Consider the following 14,311-nt stretch of genomic DNA (forward strand, 5'->3'; position numbering starts at 1 on the left):
TGGCAATGGTTCAAGGGCCGCTTGTGCAGCGCCCGCCGCCGTGCGGCAAGGAAATCAGACATGTCTTTATCGCTGGAAGTAGAAACTCCGCGCCTGGTGCTGCGGCAATGGCGCGCCGACGACCGCAAGCCGTTCGCCGAGATGAACGCGGACCCGCGCGTCATGGAATTCCTGCTGCCGCTTACCGCGCCGGAAAGCGATGCGCTGGCCAACCGGCTGGCGGCCGGCATCGACGAGCATGGTTGGGGTTTTTGGGCGGTGGAGGCGCCTGGCGTGGCGCCTTTCGTGGGGTTCGTGGGCATCAAGTCGATGCCGCCGGTGTTGCCGTTCGCGCCGGGTGTCGAGATCGGCTGGCGTTTGGCCTGGCCGTTTTGGGGGCGCGGTTACGCCAGCGAGGCCGCCCTGGCCGCGCTGCGCGTGGGATTCGAGCAAGTGGGGTTGGCCGAGATCGTCGCGTTTACCGCCGTGGGCAATGAACGGTCGCGAGCCGTGATGGCCCGCCTGGGCATGCGGCAGGACCCCGATCCTTTCGATCATCCCGCCGTTCCGGAGGGCCATCCGCTACGTCGACACGTGCTCTACCGCATGGGTCGGGAACACTGGCGGGCCCCGGAAAACGGTGACGTAGACCATGGCGGCATGCCGGTTGCCGCCGCATAAGCGCCCGAAAGCCGCATCCGTATAGGGTGCTGCAACGCAACATCGTTAGTGCGCAAGGCAAATTTGGGGTAGGCGAAGCGCGGGTGTAAGCTTTGAAGCACGTAGTAGCTGTTGCCGACGGGATGCGCGACAGCCGTCTACCGGCTTCCCGTCCAACGCCAGACGCCGCCGCAAGCGCGGTGCCGGTGCTTGTCGTTCGCGCCTTCGCTGCCGGCATCCTGCCGGCGCATTTTTCGGAGGAACGACCCATGCTGACCGAGATCGTCACGCGTGCCTTGTCCCAATTGACCGGCAACGCCTTGAGCGGCGACGGGATCAAAGGACAATTCCAGTACGCCTATGCCAGTGATGACGGCCAATTCGTGGCCATATTGACGCATGACATGACCACCTATGTGGTGGACCTGAGCACTCAACGGTATTTCGCGGAGTGTGGTGGTTCGCCCCGCGGGTTTGCCGGACATGTGCTGGAAATGGAAGGTGCCGCGGCGCGCAACCATCCCTGGCCGGCCGCCAACGACCTGTTTGACCTGGACATGGACGCCGACGAACTGTCGTGGCGTCAGTGTCCCGGCTTACGTCGCGCGTCCGCCGCCCACCGATCTGTGGAGAGCCGCGCCGCCTGAGAGTGGCCAGAAGCGGCAGCAACTCACTGAACCGGCGAATTCGCCGGTTTTTTTTGGCAGCCCCCGTCCCCAAGGAAAAACAGCCCCCTTGGGGCCAGCGGACCCAAAATACAGCCCGACGGGGGCAAAAAATCCACGGGTTGGTGAAGCGTGGAGGCGTACAATTTCCGGCCATGAACGCGACCGCTGACTCCCTAGCGCCGGATGGCGCCATCCTTGTCGACTGCACCCATGAACGCCATGCGGAACAGATCCTCGCCATCTTCAATGACGCCATCGTGACGTCCACCGCGCTGTACGACTACAAGCCGCGTCCGCGCGAAGCAATGCTAGGCTGGTTCCAGGCCAAGCAGCAGGGTGGTTTTCCGGTGGTCGGGTTCGAGAACGCGGCAGGCGAATTGATGGCGTTCGCCAGCTATGGCACGTTCCGCGCCTGGCCCGCGTTCAAATACTCGGTCGAACATTCCGTCTATGTCGACGGGCGGTTCCGGGGGATGGGCTTGGGCGAGGCCATGATGCGCGTGCTGATCGAACGGGCGCGCGTCAACCAGGTGCACGTGCTGGTCGGCGGCATCGATGCCTCGAACGAGGGCAGCATCCGCCTGCACGAGAAGCTGGGCTTCAAGCACTCGGGCACCATCAAGGAAGCCGGCTTCAAGTTCGGACGCTGGCTGGATCTGGCGTTTTATCAGCTGACGCTGGATACGCCCGAGCAACCGGTGGATGGCTGACGGCCGCGCGATGGGTTGCGCGCGTTGAAGCGTCGCCGTCTTTGCGGAGTTTCTACTGGCGCTTCACCCATCCTACTTGGATAGGACGCGCATGGCCTGTTCAAGCCCGGCGACGGTGACCGGGTACATGCGGTCTTGCATGATGTCGCGCATCAGCGCGATGGACTGCCGGTATTGCCAGGAGGCCGTGGGTTCGGGGTTCAGCCAGACCGATTTGGGCCAGGCGTCCAGCAGCCGCCGCATCCATTGCGCGCCGGGTTCCTTGTTGTAGTGTTCGACCGATCCGCCGGGTTGCAGGATCTCGTAGGGGCTCATGGTGGCGTCGCCGACGATGATCAGGCGCCAGTCCGGGTTGTACTTGCGCAGCACATCCCAGGTGTCGAAACGCTCGTTCTGGCGCCGGCGGTTGCTTTGCCACAGGCTTTCGTAGGGGCAGTTGTGGAAGTAATAGACTTCCAGATTGCGGAATTCGCTGCGCGCCGCTGAAAACAGTTCTTCCACGCGGCCGATGTGATCATCCATGCTGCCGCCCACGTCCAGCAACATCAGCACCTTCACGGTGTTGTGGCGTTCGGGGACCATGCGCAGGTCCAGATGGCCGGCATTGCGCGCGGTGCTGGCGATGGTGTCGTCCAGGTCCAGCTCCAGCTCGGCCCCTTGGCGCGCGAATCGGCGCAGCCTGCGTAGCGCCACCTTGAAGTTGCGCGTGCCCAGTTCGACCTGATCGTCGTAGTCCTTGAATTGGCGCATGTCCCAGACTTTGACCGCCGAGCGGTTGCCGGCCGAGGCGCCGCCCACGCGGATGCCTTCGGGGTGATAGCCGCCGTTGCCGAATGGCGAGGTGCCGCCGGTGCCGATCCATTTGCTGCCGCCCGCATGGCGCTCTTTCTGTTCTTCCATGCGCTCTTTGAAGAGCTCCATCAGCTTGTCCCAGCCGTGCTTTTCGATCGCGGCCTTTTCTTCAGGCGACAGGCTTTTCTCGAACTGCTTGATCAGCCAGTCCAGCGGAATCTCTTTGCCGGCAGGCAAGGCGGCTTCGATGCCCTTGTAGTAGGCGCCGAAGGCCTTGTCGAAGCGGTCGTAGAGCGACTCGTCCTTGACCAGCGTGGCGCGCGCCAGGAAGTAGAACTCGTCCAGCGTGGGGGCCATCAGGTCCTGGCGCAACGCGTCCACCAGGGTCAGGTATTCCTTGACCGAGACGGGCAGCTTGTGCGCCCGGAGGTGATAGAAGAAATCGATCAGCATGTGCAAGCCGCCCGTAGCTGCAAGATCAACGACGCTGCCCGCCGCGCGTCATGGCCGCAAGGCGTTCCAGCAGGTGCACGTCTTGCTCGTTTTTCAATAGCGCGCCGGCCATCAGCGGCACGGCCGTGGCGGTGTGGGCGTCGATCTCGGCGGCGGTGGCGTCTTCGGCCAGCAGCAGGCGCAGCCAATCCAGCAATTCGGATGTGGATGGCTTTTTCTTCAGGCCCGGCGCGTCACGCAGCGCGAAGAACGTGTCCAGCGCGGCACGCAGCACATCCTGCTTCAGGTGCGGGTAATGCACGGCCACGATGTCGCGCATGGTTTCGCGGTCGGGGAAGCGGATGTAGTGGAAGAAGCAGCGGCGCAGGAAGGCGTCCGGCAGGTCTTTCTCGTTGTTGGACGTGATGATGACGAGCGGGCGGTGGCGCGCGGCGATGGTCTCGCGCGTTTCGTACACATGGAATTCCATGCGGTCCAATTCGCGCAGCAGGTCATTGGGAAACTCGATGTCGGCTTTATCGATCTCGTCGATCAGCAGTACCACGGGCTCGTCGGCCTGGAAGGCCTGCCACAGGGTACCCTGGACGATGTAGTTGCGGATGTCGCGGACTTTTTCGTCGCCTAGCTGCGAGTCGCGCAGGCGCGACACCGCATCGTATTCGTACAGGCCCTGATGCGCCTTGGTCGTAGACTTGATATGCCATTGCAGCAACGGCCGTCCCAGCGCCCGCGCCACTTCTTCGGCCAGCATGGTCTTGCCCGTGCCGGGTTCCCCCTTGATCAGCAGCGGCCGCTGAAGGGTCAGGGCGGCGTTGACGGCCAGCTTCAGGTCATCGGTGGCGACGTAGCTGTCGGTTCCGTTGAAGCGGGCGGGCGAGGTCGAAGAGGCGGATTGGGCTGCGGACATTGTCTGATGGCTTCCGAGGATTGACGGTGATCAATACCATCGTAAGGTATTAATCCTGAGCAATTATCGTACAATCAGGCGGTTTTGCAGTTGGGTTCGACCCGCAACGTGTTTGCAGGGGGCCTTTTCGTGTGATGCAGGCCCTAGTCCTTAAGCCATACCAAGAAGAGCCATTCCAATGAAGTTGCGAACCTCTCTGAAGTGCACGGTTTCCGTGTTGGCCGCGATGGCATCCTGTGCGATCGCCGGCCAGGCTGTTGCTGCTGACGCAGCGCCTGTCGGCAACATCCAGAACGCCCGCGACAAAGTTTCCATGTGCATCGGTTGCCACGGCATCGAAGGCTACAAGGCGACCTTTCCCGAGCTTTATCACGTGCCGATGATTGCTGGCCAGAACGCCAAGTACATCGAGACCGCCCTTAACGAGTACAAGAAAGGCGCGCGCAGCCATCCCACGATGGATGCCATTGCCGGCAGCCTGTCCGACCAGGACATCGCCGATCTGGCCGCGTACTACTCGAATCTCAAATAAGGGGCAAAACCATGAACCGCACCATGCTTGCCCTTGCGGGCGCGACCCTGGCCATCGCGGGCACCGCCGCCCAGGCGCAGGATCTGGCGGCCGGGAAGGCCGTTTTCGACAAATTCAATTGCGCGTCCTGCCATGGCGCAGACGCCAAGACGGCGGTGGACCCGGCCTACCCGACGCTGGCCGGCCAGCACGCCGACTACCTGGCCCACGCCCTGAAGGCCTATAAGCGCGGCGCCTCCGGCAGCGCGGCCACGGCCAACGTGCGCAAGAACCCCATCATGGGCGCTTTCGCCACCCAACTGTCGGACCAGGACATCTCCAACGTGTCAGCCTGGCTGGCGTCCCTGCCCAGCGATCTGGGCGTGCGCAAGTAGGCCTGGCGCGACTCGGCCAATAAAAACCCTCGGTTCAGGCCGAGGGTTTTTTTATCGCTGGGCCGTTCCGGGATAAGTCAGAGGCTGGCGCGGCGGCGGATCAGGTCGATGTAGGTGTCGCTGTCCATGGGCGTGCCCAGGCGCTGCGCTTCCCAGACCACCTGTCCCAGGCATTCCATGATCTCGTGCGCGGCGTGGTGCGCGTCGGAGCGCGCGGTCAGCTGCTGGTAAGCGCGGCGGATGCCCGGCGGATGGTCGATGGACAGTTGTTCGGCGATCGCCAGGTGCATGGACAGGTGCAGGAAGGGATTCGTGCGGCCCTTCTCCACGGCGTACTCCATGGTCATGGCATCCGGGCTTTCGAGGTCGCCGTGGTATTCGGGATGCTCGATGATCCAGTCCAGCGCGATGGCCTCAAGCGGCGTCAGCACGTCGTTGGCGCGGTGCTTGCGCCAGGTATCGATAAAGAATTCGCGGACTTGGTCGCGGGAGGGATTGAACATCTGCGGGGCGGAATACGGGGGGGAAGACCGCTATTTTACTGCTCGGCCGCCCGCAGGCAAAAAGCGCGCCTTCGGGGGGCTTTTTTGCACTGCTCGGGGAGGGGTGGGGCCCGGCGGGCCCTTTGCGATATAGAATTGATCGGTATCCGCCATCCTGTGTGCGGTTCGCGAGGTCGGTCTCCCCGCGGAATCGGACGCTTTCCGATGCGGCGCGTGCAGAAAAACCACCCGGAGCAAATGGAGCATTCATGTCCTACCAACATATCAAGGTTCCCGCTGGCGGCCAGAAGATCACGGTCAACGCTGATTTCTCGCTGAATGTGCCTGAACAGCCCATCGTTCCCTTCATTGAAGGCGACGGCACGGGCGCCGATATCACCCCCGTCATGATCAAGGTCGTGGACGCGGCGGTGCAGAAAGCCTACGGCGGCAAGCGCAAGATCCACTGGATGGAAGTCTATGCCGGCGAAAAGGCCACCAAGGTCTACGGCCCGGACGTCTGGCTTCCCGATGAAACCCTGGAAGTCGTCAAAGACTACGTGGTGTCCATCAAAGGCCCGCTGACGACCCCGGTGGGCGGCGGCATCCGTTCGCTGAACGTGGCGTTGCGCCAGCAATTGGACCTGTACGTCTGCCTGCGTCCGGTGGCGTACTTCAAGGGCGTGCCGTCTCCGGTGCGTGAACCCGAGAAAACCAACATGGTGATCTTCCGCGAGAACTCGGAAGACATCTATGCCGGCATCGAGTACATGGCCGAAAGCGAGCAGGCCAAGGAACTGATCCAGTTCCTGCAGACCAAGCTCGGCGTGAAGAAGATCCGTTTCCCGAACACGTCCTCCATCGGCATCAAGCCGGTGTCGCGTGAAGGCACCGAACGCCTGGTGCGCAAGGCCGCCCAGTACGTCATCGACAACGACCGCACGTCGCTGACGCTGGTGCACAAGGGCAACATCATGAAATTCACGGAAGGGGGTTTCCGTGATTGGGGCTATGAATTGCTGCAAAAGGAATTCGGCGCCCAACTGATCGACGGCGGCCCGTGGTGCAAGTTCAAGAACCCGAGGACGGGCCGCGAGATCATCGTCAAGGACGTGATCGCCGACGCCTTCCTGCAGCAGATCCTGCTGCGCCCGGCCGAATACGACGTGATCGCGACGCTGAACCTGAACGGCGACTACATTTCCGACGCGCTGGCCGCGCAAGTGGGCGGCATCGGCATCGCGCCGGGCGCCAACCTGTCGGATTCGGTTGCCATGTTCGAAGCCACCCACGGTACGGCGCCCAAGTACGCCGGCAAGGATTACGTGAACCCGGGTTCCGAAATCCTGTCGGCGGAAATGATGCTGCGCCACATGGGCTGGACCGAAGCGGCCGACCTGATCATCGCCAGCATGGAGAAGTCCATCCTGTCCAAGAAGGTCACATACGACTTCGCCCGCTTGCTGGAAGGCGCGACCCAGGTGTCGTGCTCGGGCTTTGGCCAGGTCATGATCGAAAACATGTAAATTCCGTCCGGACTCGGCAAGTCCCGCTGAACCCGCCCGCCGTCATGGCGGGCGGGTTTTGTCCGCCTGACCCGCAAGATGTTCGTCGTGTTCCCGCTTTTACTACTAGGCTGATCGCTGTGCCCCGATTGTATGTATCTCTGGCCACCTGGCTTGTGTTGCTGGTTCCCGCGCTGGCATTGACCAGTCCCGTGGGGGGCCCCGCCATTGTCTACCTGGCCGGGGGCCTTGCCCTGATCGCGCTGGCCGTCAATGCCGTAAAACACTACGAACCGATGGACTTCAGAGCCTTATGGCCGGTGGCGCTGGCGCTATTGTTGCCGTTGGTCTGTCTGATCTTCACATCCCTCATCCGAGGGGTGTGGAGCAATTCCGAGCTGGAGAAACTGCTGCGGTTCGCGCTGGCGATACCTGTGCTATGGCTTCTATTGAGAGCCCCCCAACAGAGGCTGAAACTCCTGCAATGGAGTATTTTGTTGGGCGCGTTCGCCGGTTCAGTGCTACTGATCGTGACGGTGCATACGCTGGACCGGAATGCGATGATCGACGTCGGCGGGCGCTACAACGCGGTAGCGTTCGCGAACATTACCCTGCTTTTCGGCGCGATGACGCTGCTGTCTATGGGGTGGGGGCCGAGCACGCGTTGGGCGCGCCTCGAAACCGGTGTGAAGCTGACGGTGGTCGCCCTGACTATCGTGGCCACATGGGTGTCCGAAACGCGCAGCAGCTGGATGTTGCTGCCGATTCTAGGGCTGGTCTTCCTGCTGGGCTTGCGCAATTGGAAGCGCCGCCACAAGGTGTATTGCGCATTGGCTGTCTGTGCGGCGCTGGCTGCCAGCGCTGCGGCAATCTGGACGTTCAGCAGCCGGATGCAAGAGATTTCGCATGATGTCCAGGGCTTCGCGACCTCGGCCAACCGCGATACCTCGTTTGGTATCCGGCTTCAACTTTGGCATGCCTCGCTCCTCATGTTCCAGAAAAGCCCCATCGTCGGCATCGGCCCCAGCAAGTTCCGCGACGAGCTACTGCAGCTGCAAAGCCAGGGCGTGGTGACCAAAGAAGTGGTGGAGGGGTTCGGCGAACCCCATAACGATATGCTGGCTGCCTTGTCCGGTTACGGGCTGCTGGGATTGATCAGCATTCTGACGCTGTATCTGCTGCCGGCGGCCATCTTTTTCCGACGGCTGGCCAGCGACGACCGGGTGATCCGCGTGGGTGCGCAACTGGGGTTGCTGTTTTGCCTGGGCTATTGCGCGTTCAGCCTGACCGAGATGATGTTCCGCAACATGCGCAGCGTGCCCAATTATTCGCTCATCGTCGTGGCCTTGATCGCGCTGACGACGCCTCGTCCGCCGCGTGGGGTCGGGGCTAACTAGGCCCCGGTTTCGCACCCGGGGCAAGCGGTCTGGTTAAGCGGTCTGCAGCCGGCTAGCCGACCCCTGGACGGCACTCATGGCGCGCTGCAGCCGTGAGGTGAGTTCACGGCTGGCCGGCATCATGGGCATGCGCAGCTCGTCGGCGATCAGCCCCTGCAGCGACAACGCGCGCTTGAGCGGCGCGGGGTTGGGCTCGGCGAATAGCAGTCGGATCAGGCCGCGCAAGGGTTCGAACAGTTCGCGCGCGGCCTCGGCGTGCCCGTCGCGCGCCAGCTGCATGACTTCGACGTAGCGCTCGGGGTACAGGTGCGCGGCAGCCGGAATGGCGCCGCGTCCGCCCGCCAGCCAGTGGTCCAGCAGCGCCAGGTCTTCGCCGCAAAGCGCGTGCAGCTTTCCGCGCGCGTTCAAGGTGGCCAGCACCGACGGGTTGCATTCCTTGACAGCTGTGAAGTTGGGCAAGAGCGCCAGCGTCTCCATGGTTTCGACGGTCATGGTGACGCCGGTCCGCTTGGGGATGTTGTACAGGATGATGGGGCGTTCGGTGGCCCAGGCGATCTGCCGGTAGTGCCACAGAATGCCCGGTTGCGACGGGCCCAGGTAATACGGCGGCGGCACCAGGTAGCCGGCGGGCGCGTACTTGTCCAGTCGGCGGATGGCGGTGGCCACGCCGCGCGTATCGACGCCGCCCGCGCCGAACACCAGCGGCAGCGCATGCGGGTCGCTTGAGATGGCCTCGATCATGTCGGCCTTCTCCGACAGGCTCAGCAGATTCCCCTCGCCGGTGGAGCCGAACAGGACCAGGCCCGCGATACCGGCGTTGCGGTAGTAGCGGGCCAGCGCCTGCGCGGCATCCAGGTCCACGTAGCCGCCACGCAGCGGCGTGACCATCGGCAACCAGATGCCGTCGAAAACGGTTTTGGCTGGCATGTCCATGGCTTATTGCACCGTAATAGCGGACGCCGGGCGCACCGGGCCGAATTCGGCTTGGGGCAGGCCGCGCATGATGGCGTGCATCAAAGCATCGAGTTCGCACCGGGCGCATTGCAGTTGCAGGACGCTTTGGGCATGGGCGTGGTCGACCGACAGCAGGTACACGCCAATACGATCGCCCAATTCTCGATGCAGCGCCAGGCGGACCTTCAAGGCATCCAGCGTATCGATCCTGACCGTCAGCGCCACTTTGTCGGATTGCGGCAAAGGCGCCAAGGGCAGGGAAGCGGCCGGGGAACGGTCGGGGGAAACGGGGCTGCGGCGGTCCAGTCGGGGAATCATGGCGGTCGGGCGGGGCGGTGCGCGGCTAGGCGCGATCCGCGGTTCCGGTTGGTTGATGACGATTCCACTATAGGAATCGCGCCGTAAATCCTGCCGATAAAAGCGGGCGCGGCGCGTAAAAAACGCGTCAACGCTCCGAGGGTCAGAAGGTCTTGGTCAGCGACAACAGGCCAGTCGCGCGGCCCATGTCGCGCCCGCGCGTGTTGGTGTAGACAGCGCGGTCCGCGTTGGTGTCCAGGTAGGCGAGCGAGACCGACAGCCCCTCGCCAAAGTCCTTGGTCAGGCCCAGCTTCCAATCGGTGTAGGACCCGTTGTCGACGTTGCGCACGACTTGGCGGCCCACGTGTGCGTTGACCGTCAGGCCCCATACGCCGGTCTCGATATTGCCGGACAGGTCGAAATACTGGCTGTACTTGCTGTCGGCGAACCCGAACAGGTTGGTCAGGGCGATGGAGTACTTGAACATCATTGGGCCATAGCCGATGCCGGCGTACAGCTCGGTGGTGTCGGGGCTGGTGTAGCCGGACGGGTAATCGCCCGGATAGTAGTACTGCAAGACGCCCAGGTCGACAGGCACATTTTCGGTCAGGTTGCCCTTGTAGCCGCCGTAGAAGTCCATTTCCACGGGCGCGGAGACCGCGCTGTCAGTGTCGCCAAGCCAGCTGATACTGGAATTCCAGTTGCCCAGGTAGAAGCCGCTGGCATGCGCCAGGTCGAAGCCGCCCTGGATCGCAGGCTTGTTGTTCGACTGCATCAGACCGCGGTAGCGGTATTGGCTGGCCAGCGTGACGTTGGCGCTCAGGCTGAAGTCAGAGGCGGCGGGGCCGTCGGCGGCCGGCGCGTCGCCGGCATGCGCGGTGGCGCCAAGGGTCAATAAAAGCAGCAGCGCGGCCAGGGGATTGCGGGACATGGGATGCTCCGGTTGTTGAACGGGATCGCAACAATAGGAGGATCGGCATAAAGCGCGAGACAAGACTCGCGCCCCCCGCGTAAAAGAAGCGCAAAGGCGGCCTCAACGCGGGACGAATGGCGCGGATTTCAGCCCGCGAAGCGGTAGCCCACGCCGATTTCGGTCAATAGGTAGACGGGCTGGGCGGGATCGGCTTCCAGCTTCTGGCGCAGATGGCCCATGTAGATCCGCAGGTAGTGGTTGCTTTCCACGTGGGACGGGCCCCAGACCTCGCGCAGTAGTTCGCGATGCGTCATGACCTTGCCCCGGTGCGCCAAGAGCGCGGCAAGCAGACGGTATTCCATGGCGGTCAGATGCACGTGCTGGCCGGCGCGTTCGACGACGCGCTTGGAGAAGTCGACGCGCACGTCGCCAAAGGCGATCTCGGCCGCGTTGCCCGCGCCGCCTCGCGCATGCCGGCGCAGCAGCACGCGCAGCCGGGCCAGCAGTTCGCTGACGCCGAACGGCTTGGTCAGGTAATCGTCGGCGCCGGCATCCAGCGCGGCCACCTTGTCGGCTTCGGCGCTGCGGGCGGATAGCACCAGCACCGGCACTTCGGTCCAGCCGCGCAGTTCCCGGATCAGGGTCATGCCGTCTTCGTCGGGCAGGCCCAGGTCCAGCACGATGGCATCGGGTTGGCGGGTGCCGGCTTCAATCAGGCCGCGCTTGACGGTGTCGGCCTCGTGCACGGCGCACCCCTCGCTTTCCAACGCCTGGCGGACGAAGCGCCGGATGTTGGCGTCGTCTTCAATGATCAGGACGGTAGGCTGGTAGTCGAACATGCGGATGGCCGGTCAAAGGGTTTCGGGTTGGATCGCGGGCGGCGTGCCCAGCGGCAGGCTGAAGACGAATTGCGCGCCGGAAGCCAGCCCCGGCGTATGTTCGACCCAGATGCGGCCATGGTGCGCCGAGATGATGGCTTCGCAAACGGCCAGGCCCAGCCCGACGCCGGGGGTGGCCGATTCACGTTCGCCGCGCGTGAATTTCTCGAAGATGCGGCGTTCGGCGCCTGTGGCGACGCCGGGTCCATTGTCGCTGACGGCCACGCGCAGTTCGTCTTCGTGCACGGTGGCGTGGATGCGCAGCGTGCTGCCCGGCGGTGTGTACTTGGCGGCGTTCTCAAGCAGGTTGCACAGCACGCGTTCGATCAGCACGCCGTCGCATTCCACCAGCGGCAACTGCGACAGGCTGTCCACGGCGACGTGGTGGCCCGCCAGGGGCTCGCGCATGGCGGCCAACGACGCGCCCACCAGTTCTTCGATGGATTGCCATTCCAGGCGCAAGGGTGTGTCGCGGCTTTGCAGCCGGGCCATGTCGAGCAGGTTGACGACCAGCGCGTGCATGCGCTGCGCCTGGTCGCGCATGGCGCGCACGGTGTCCTGCACATCAAGGGGCAACGCCGCCTGCTGGCGGGTCAAGGTGTCGGTCATGCCGATCAGGCTGGTCAGCGGCGTGCGCAGGTCGTGCGAAACGGCCGCCAGCAGCGAGTTGCGCAGCCGCTCTGATTCCATGCTGACCAGCGCTTGCTGAGCGACTTCCACGTAATGCAGCCGTTCCAGTGCAATGGCGATCAGCGTCGCGTAAGCCTCGATCTGCCGCCGGGAATCCGGATGGGTGAACAGGCTGCGGCGCGGCGCGGCCAACGCCAGCACGCCGCGCGTTCGCATCGGCGCCTTCAGCGGCAGGTACAGCAGGTCGCTGTTGGACAGCGTAGGGGTGCCGGCGCCGGCCGGCTGGCCATGGTCGTAGACCCATTGGGCCAGCGCCGATTCCAGGGGCGGCATGTCGTCGGCGGCGGGCGAGGCCAGCTTCAGCCGGTCGTCCAGGCCCAGGATGTACAGCGCGCACCGCGAGCCGAAGGTGGCGTGGACGAACGCGCCGGCCGACGCCACGATCTGCTCGGGCAGCAAGGCGGACGACAATTCCCGTGCGAACTCGTACAGGCTGCGCGCGTCGGCCTCGCGCTTGACCGACACCTGCGCCTGCAGGCGCAGCCCGGCCGTCAGTTGCCCGATCAGCAGGCCCACCGTTAGTAGCACGGCGAAGGTCAGCAGGTATTGCACGTCGGAAACGGCGAACGAGGCCAGCGGCTGCACGAAGAAAAAATCGAACAGTCCCACGCTGACGACGGACGCCAGCGCGGCGGGGCCGCGTCCGTGACGCAGCGCCACGCCCATGACCGCCAGCAGGAACAGCATGACGATGTTGGTCTGGTGCAGCGCGGGAAACGCCAGCATCGACAAGCCGGTGGCGGCCGCGCAATAGCACAGCGCCCAGGCGTAGCCGGCAAGCGGGCGGCCGTTGCGTTCATCGGCGCCCTGGCCGGCGCGGCGCCCCAGTGTAAGCGGGTCGCGGCCGGGGGCCGCGCTGGCGGGAAGCGGCGGGGCGCCCAGCCGGATGATGTCGATTTCGGGGCAGCCGGCGGCCAGCATGTCGGCGAAACTGTGCCGGCGCCACAGCCAGCCCGGCGTGATGGCCGCGGTCAGCAGGGCCGACACCGACAGGCGCAGGCGTTGCAGGCCGGTAGCGCGCGTGCGGCCGACGATGGCCTTGGTGATGTTGTGCCGGCGCACGTAGCGCACCACGGCATCGACCATGTCGCCGCCTGCCAGGGTTTCGGTGCGCGCGCCCAGTGAATCCGCCAAGGCCAGGCTGCGCTGCATGCGGTCTTGCTCGGCCTGTGGCGTGGGCGCCGCGCGCGGGGTATCGATGGTGACGACATGCAGGTCGCATTCCAGCTGCTGGCTAAGCCGGTGCGCGCTGCGAATGACGTATTCGGCGTCGATGTCCGGGCCGACGCAGGCGACGACGGCCTCGCGGGTGCGCCAGACGGGTTCGATGGCGCGGTCGCGGCGGTAGGCCTGGACGTCATCGTCGACGTGGTCGGCGGTGCGGCGCAGCGCCAGTTCGCGCAGGGCGATCAGGTTGCCCTTGCGGAGGAAATTCCGGGTGGCGTGCCGGGCCTGTTCGGGCAGGTAGACCTTGCCTTCCTTCAGCCGCCGCAGCAGTTCGTCGGCCGACAGATCCACCAGGATGACCTCGTCGGCGGCGTCGAAAACTTCGTCGGGCACCGTTTCCCAGACACGCACGCCGGTGATGCTGCTCACGGCCTCGTTCAGGCTGTCCAGATGCTGCACGTTCAGCGTGGTCCAGACATCGATGCCCGCCGACAATAATTCCTGGATGTCTTGCCAGCGCTTGGCGTGGCGCGAGCCAGGCGCATTCGAGTGCGCCAGCTCGTCCACCAGGACCAGCCCGGGCCGCGCCGCCAGCGCGCCGTCCAGGTCGAATTCCTTCAGGACGTGGCCGCGGTATGCGACTTCTTTCAATGGCAGGACCGTCAGGCCGTCCAGCAGGCTGGCGGTTTCGCGGCGGCCATGGGTTTCGACGATGCCGGCCAGCACGCTGACGCCTTGCGCAGCCTGTGCCCGCGCCGCGACCAACATGGCGTAGGTCTTGCCCACGCCGGCCGACGACCCGAAGTACACGCGCAGCTTGCCGCGCACCGCCTGGTGCGCGGCGTCGTCCAAGCTCTTCAAGAGCGCGTCGGGGTCGGGACGCTCGCCAGCAATGTCAGCCATGAACGCGCAAGGGTGGGGTGGGGAAGGCTGGCAATACTATACGCTGCGTC

15 protein-coding genes are annotated in these 14,311 nt (G+C 64.5%); 7 read left to right on the plus strand and 8 right to left on the minus strand.

The window, feature by feature from the left end; translation table 11 throughout:
- The first annotated feature begins 60 nt into the window (after window positions 1-60).
- From ACI0FO_RS01325 to ACI0FO_RS01335, 3 genes are all read left to right on the plus strand, one after another.
- A complete protein-coding gene (locus tag ACI0FO_RS01325; RefSeq protein WP_416023559.1) occupies window positions 61-660 on the plus strand; it encodes a GNAT family N-acetyltransferase in 600 nt (199 codons plus the stop codon).
- 248 nt (window positions 661-908) lie between these two features.
- Window positions 909-1,286 (plus strand): hypothetical protein, encoded by a 378-nt coding sequence (locus ACI0FO_RS01330; protein WP_313461119.1) that lies wholly within the window; start codon window positions 909-911, stop codon window positions 1,284-1,286.
- A gap of 173 nt (window positions 1,287-1,459) precedes the next feature.
- Window positions 1,460-2,017: a GNAT family N-acetyltransferase gene (locus ACI0FO_RS01335; RefSeq protein ID WP_416023561.1), complete on the plus strand. Its 558-nt coding sequence runs from the start codon at window positions 1,460-1,462 to the stop codon at window positions 2,015-2,017.
- Window positions 2,018-2,089: 72 nt separating this feature from the next.
- Here the strand turns inward: ACI0FO_RS01335 and ACI0FO_RS01340 are convergent, their stop codons facing one another.
- Window positions 2,090-3,262, minus strand: coding sequence for a vWA domain-containing protein (locus tag ACI0FO_RS01340; protein ID WP_105555311.1), 1,173 nt, complete (start codon window positions 3,260-3,262; stop codon window positions 2,090-2,092).
- A 25-nt stretch (window positions 3,263-3,287) separates the two neighbouring features.
- Window positions 3,288-4,169 (minus strand): AAA family ATPase, encoded by an 882-nt coding sequence (locus ACI0FO_RS01345; RefSeq protein WP_313461115.1) that lies wholly within the window; start codon window positions 4,167-4,169, stop codon window positions 3,288-3,290.
- Window positions 4,170-4,347: 178 nt separating this feature from the next.
- On the opposite strand from ACI0FO_RS01345, the gene ACI0FO_RS01350 reads away from it, so the two are divergent.
- Together ACI0FO_RS01350 and ACI0FO_RS01355 are read left to right on the plus strand one after the other, a co-directional pair.
- On the plus strand, window positions 4,348-4,701 hold the full coding sequence (locus ACI0FO_RS01350; protein ID WP_006217806.1) for a c-type cytochrome: 354 nt from the start codon (window positions 4,348-4,350) through the stop codon (window positions 4,699-4,701).
- Between the two features lie 11 nt (window positions 4,702-4,712).
- A complete protein-coding gene (locus ACI0FO_RS01355; RefSeq protein ID WP_105555309.1) occupies window positions 4,713-5,075 on the plus strand; it encodes a c-type cytochrome in 363 nt (120 codons plus the stop codon).
- A 77-nt stretch (window positions 5,076-5,152) separates the two neighbouring features.
- Here the strand turns inward: ACI0FO_RS01355 and ACI0FO_RS01360 are convergent, their stop codons facing one another.
- Window positions 5,153-5,578 (minus strand): DUF1841 family protein, encoded by a 426-nt coding sequence (locus ACI0FO_RS01360; RefSeq protein WP_416023563.1) that lies wholly within the window; start codon window positions 5,576-5,578, stop codon window positions 5,153-5,155.
- Window positions 5,579-5,826: 248 nt separating this feature from the next.
- Between ACI0FO_RS01360 and icd the strand changes: the two genes are divergently transcribed.
- Window positions 5,827-7,083 (plus strand): NADP-dependent isocitrate dehydrogenase, encoded by a 1,257-nt coding sequence (gene icd / locus ACI0FO_RS01365; protein WP_416023564.1) that lies wholly within the window; start codon window positions 5,827-5,829, stop codon window positions 7,081-7,083.
- 119 nt (window positions 7,084-7,202) lie between these two features.
- Complete coding sequence (locus ACI0FO_RS01370) at window positions 7,203-8,459, plus strand: O-antigen ligase family protein (RefSeq protein ID WP_416023566.1); 1,257 nt, start codon at window positions 7,203-7,205, stop codon at window positions 8,457-8,459.
- A gap of 33 nt (window positions 8,460-8,492) precedes the next feature.
- Here the strand turns inward: ACI0FO_RS01370 and ACI0FO_RS01375 are convergent, their stop codons facing one another.
- The 5 genes from ACI0FO_RS01375 to ACI0FO_RS01395 all read right to left on the minus strand — a co-directional run bounded on the left by ACI0FO_RS01375 (window position 8,493) and on the right by ACI0FO_RS01395 (window position 14,261).
- On the minus strand, window positions 8,493-9,392 hold the full coding sequence (locus ACI0FO_RS01375) for a 4-hydroxy-tetrahydrodipicolinate synthase family protein (protein WP_416023567.1): 900 nt from the start codon (window positions 9,390-9,392) through the stop codon (window positions 8,493-8,495).
- 3 nt (window positions 9,393-9,395) lie between these two features.
- Window positions 9,396-9,731 carry a hypothetical protein gene (locus tag ACI0FO_RS01380; RefSeq protein ID WP_416023569.1) on the minus strand — a complete coding sequence of 112 codons (336 nt, stop codon included), beginning with the start codon at window positions 9,729-9,731 and terminating at the stop codon, window positions 9,396-9,398.
- A gap of 142 nt (window positions 9,732-9,873) precedes the next feature.
- Window positions 9,874-10,641: a TorF family putative porin gene (locus tag ACI0FO_RS01385; protein WP_416023571.1), complete on the minus strand. Its 768-nt coding sequence runs from the start codon at window positions 10,639-10,641 to the stop codon at window positions 9,874-9,876.
- A gap of 128 nt (window positions 10,642-10,769) precedes the next feature.
- Window positions 10,770-11,462 carry a two-component system response regulator KdpE gene (kdpE, locus tag ACI0FO_RS01390; RefSeq protein ID WP_105555306.1) on the minus strand — a complete coding sequence of 231 codons (693 nt, stop codon included), beginning with the start codon at window positions 11,460-11,462 and terminating at the stop codon, window positions 10,770-10,772.
- Window positions 11,463-11,474: 12 nt separating this feature from the next.
- Window positions 11,475-14,261 carry a DUF4118 domain-containing protein gene (locus ACI0FO_RS01395; protein WP_416023573.1) on the minus strand — a complete coding sequence of 929 codons (2,787 nt, stop codon included), beginning with the start codon at window positions 14,259-14,261 and terminating at the stop codon, window positions 11,475-11,477.
- Between the last annotated feature and the right edge of the window lie 50 nt (window positions 14,262-14,311).

Origin of the sequence: Achromobacter marplatensis (genome assembly GCF_049060505.1) — a bacterium.
Lineage (GTDB): Bacteria > Pseudomonadota > Gammaproteobacteria > Burkholderiales > Burkholderiaceae_B > Achromobacter > Achromobacter marplatensis_A.

What these genes read in the sequence shown, in the direction of transcription:
- ACI0FO_RS01325 (WP_416023559.1), top strand. Translation starts at nt 61, where the DNA reads ATGTCTTTATCGCTGGAAGTAGAAACTCCGCGCCTGGTGCTGCGGCAA.
- ACI0FO_RS01330 (WP_313461119.1), top strand. Translation starts at nt 909, where the DNA reads ATGCTGACCGAGATCGTCACGCGTGCCTTGTCCCAATTGACCGGCAAC.
- ACI0FO_RS01335 (WP_416023561.1), top strand. Translation starts at nt 1,460, where the DNA reads ATGAACGCGACCGCTGACTCCCTAGCGCCGGATGGCGCCATCCTTGTC.
- ACI0FO_RS01340 (WP_105555311.1), bottom strand. Translation starts at nt 3,262, where the DNA reads ATGCTGATCGATTTCTTCTATCACCTCCGGGCGCACAAGCTGCCCGTC.
- ACI0FO_RS01345 (WP_313461115.1), bottom strand. Translation starts at nt 4,169, where the DNA reads ATGTCCGCAGCCCAATCCGCCTCTTCGACCTCGCCCGCCCGCTTCAAC.
- ACI0FO_RS01350 (WP_006217806.1), top strand. Translation starts at nt 4,348, where the DNA reads ATGAAGTTGCGAACCTCTCTGAAGTGCACGGTTTCCGTGTTGGCCGCG.
- ACI0FO_RS01355 (WP_105555309.1), top strand. Translation starts at nt 4,713, where the DNA reads ATGAACCGCACCATGCTTGCCCTTGCGGGCGCGACCCTGGCCATCGCG.
- ACI0FO_RS01360 (WP_416023563.1), bottom strand. Translation starts at nt 5,578, where the DNA reads ATGTTCAATCCCTCCCGCGACCAAGTCCGCGAATTCTTTATCGATACC.
- icd (WP_416023564.1), top strand. Translation starts at nt 5,827, where the DNA reads ATGTCCTACCAACATATCAAGGTTCCCGCTGGCGGCCAGAAGATCACG.
- ACI0FO_RS01375 (WP_416023567.1), bottom strand. Translation starts at nt 9,392, where the DNA reads ATGGACATGCCAGCCAAAACCGTTTTCGACGGCATCTGGTTGCCGATG.
- ACI0FO_RS01380 (WP_416023569.1), bottom strand. Translation starts at nt 9,731, where the DNA reads ATGATTCCCCGACTGGACCGCCGCAGCCCCGTTTCCCCCGACCGTTCC.
- ACI0FO_RS01385 (WP_416023571.1), bottom strand. Translation starts at nt 10,641, where the DNA reads ATGTCCCGCAATCCCCTGGCCGCGCTGCTGCTTTTATTGACCCTTGGC.
- kdpE (WP_105555306.1), bottom strand. Translation starts at nt 11,462, where the DNA reads ATGTTCGACTACCAGCCTACCGTCCTGATCATTGAAGACGACGCCAAC.
- ACI0FO_RS01395 (WP_416023573.1), bottom strand. Translation starts at nt 14,261, where the DNA reads ATGGCTGACATTGCTGGCGAGCGTCCCGACCCCGACGCGCTCTTGAAG.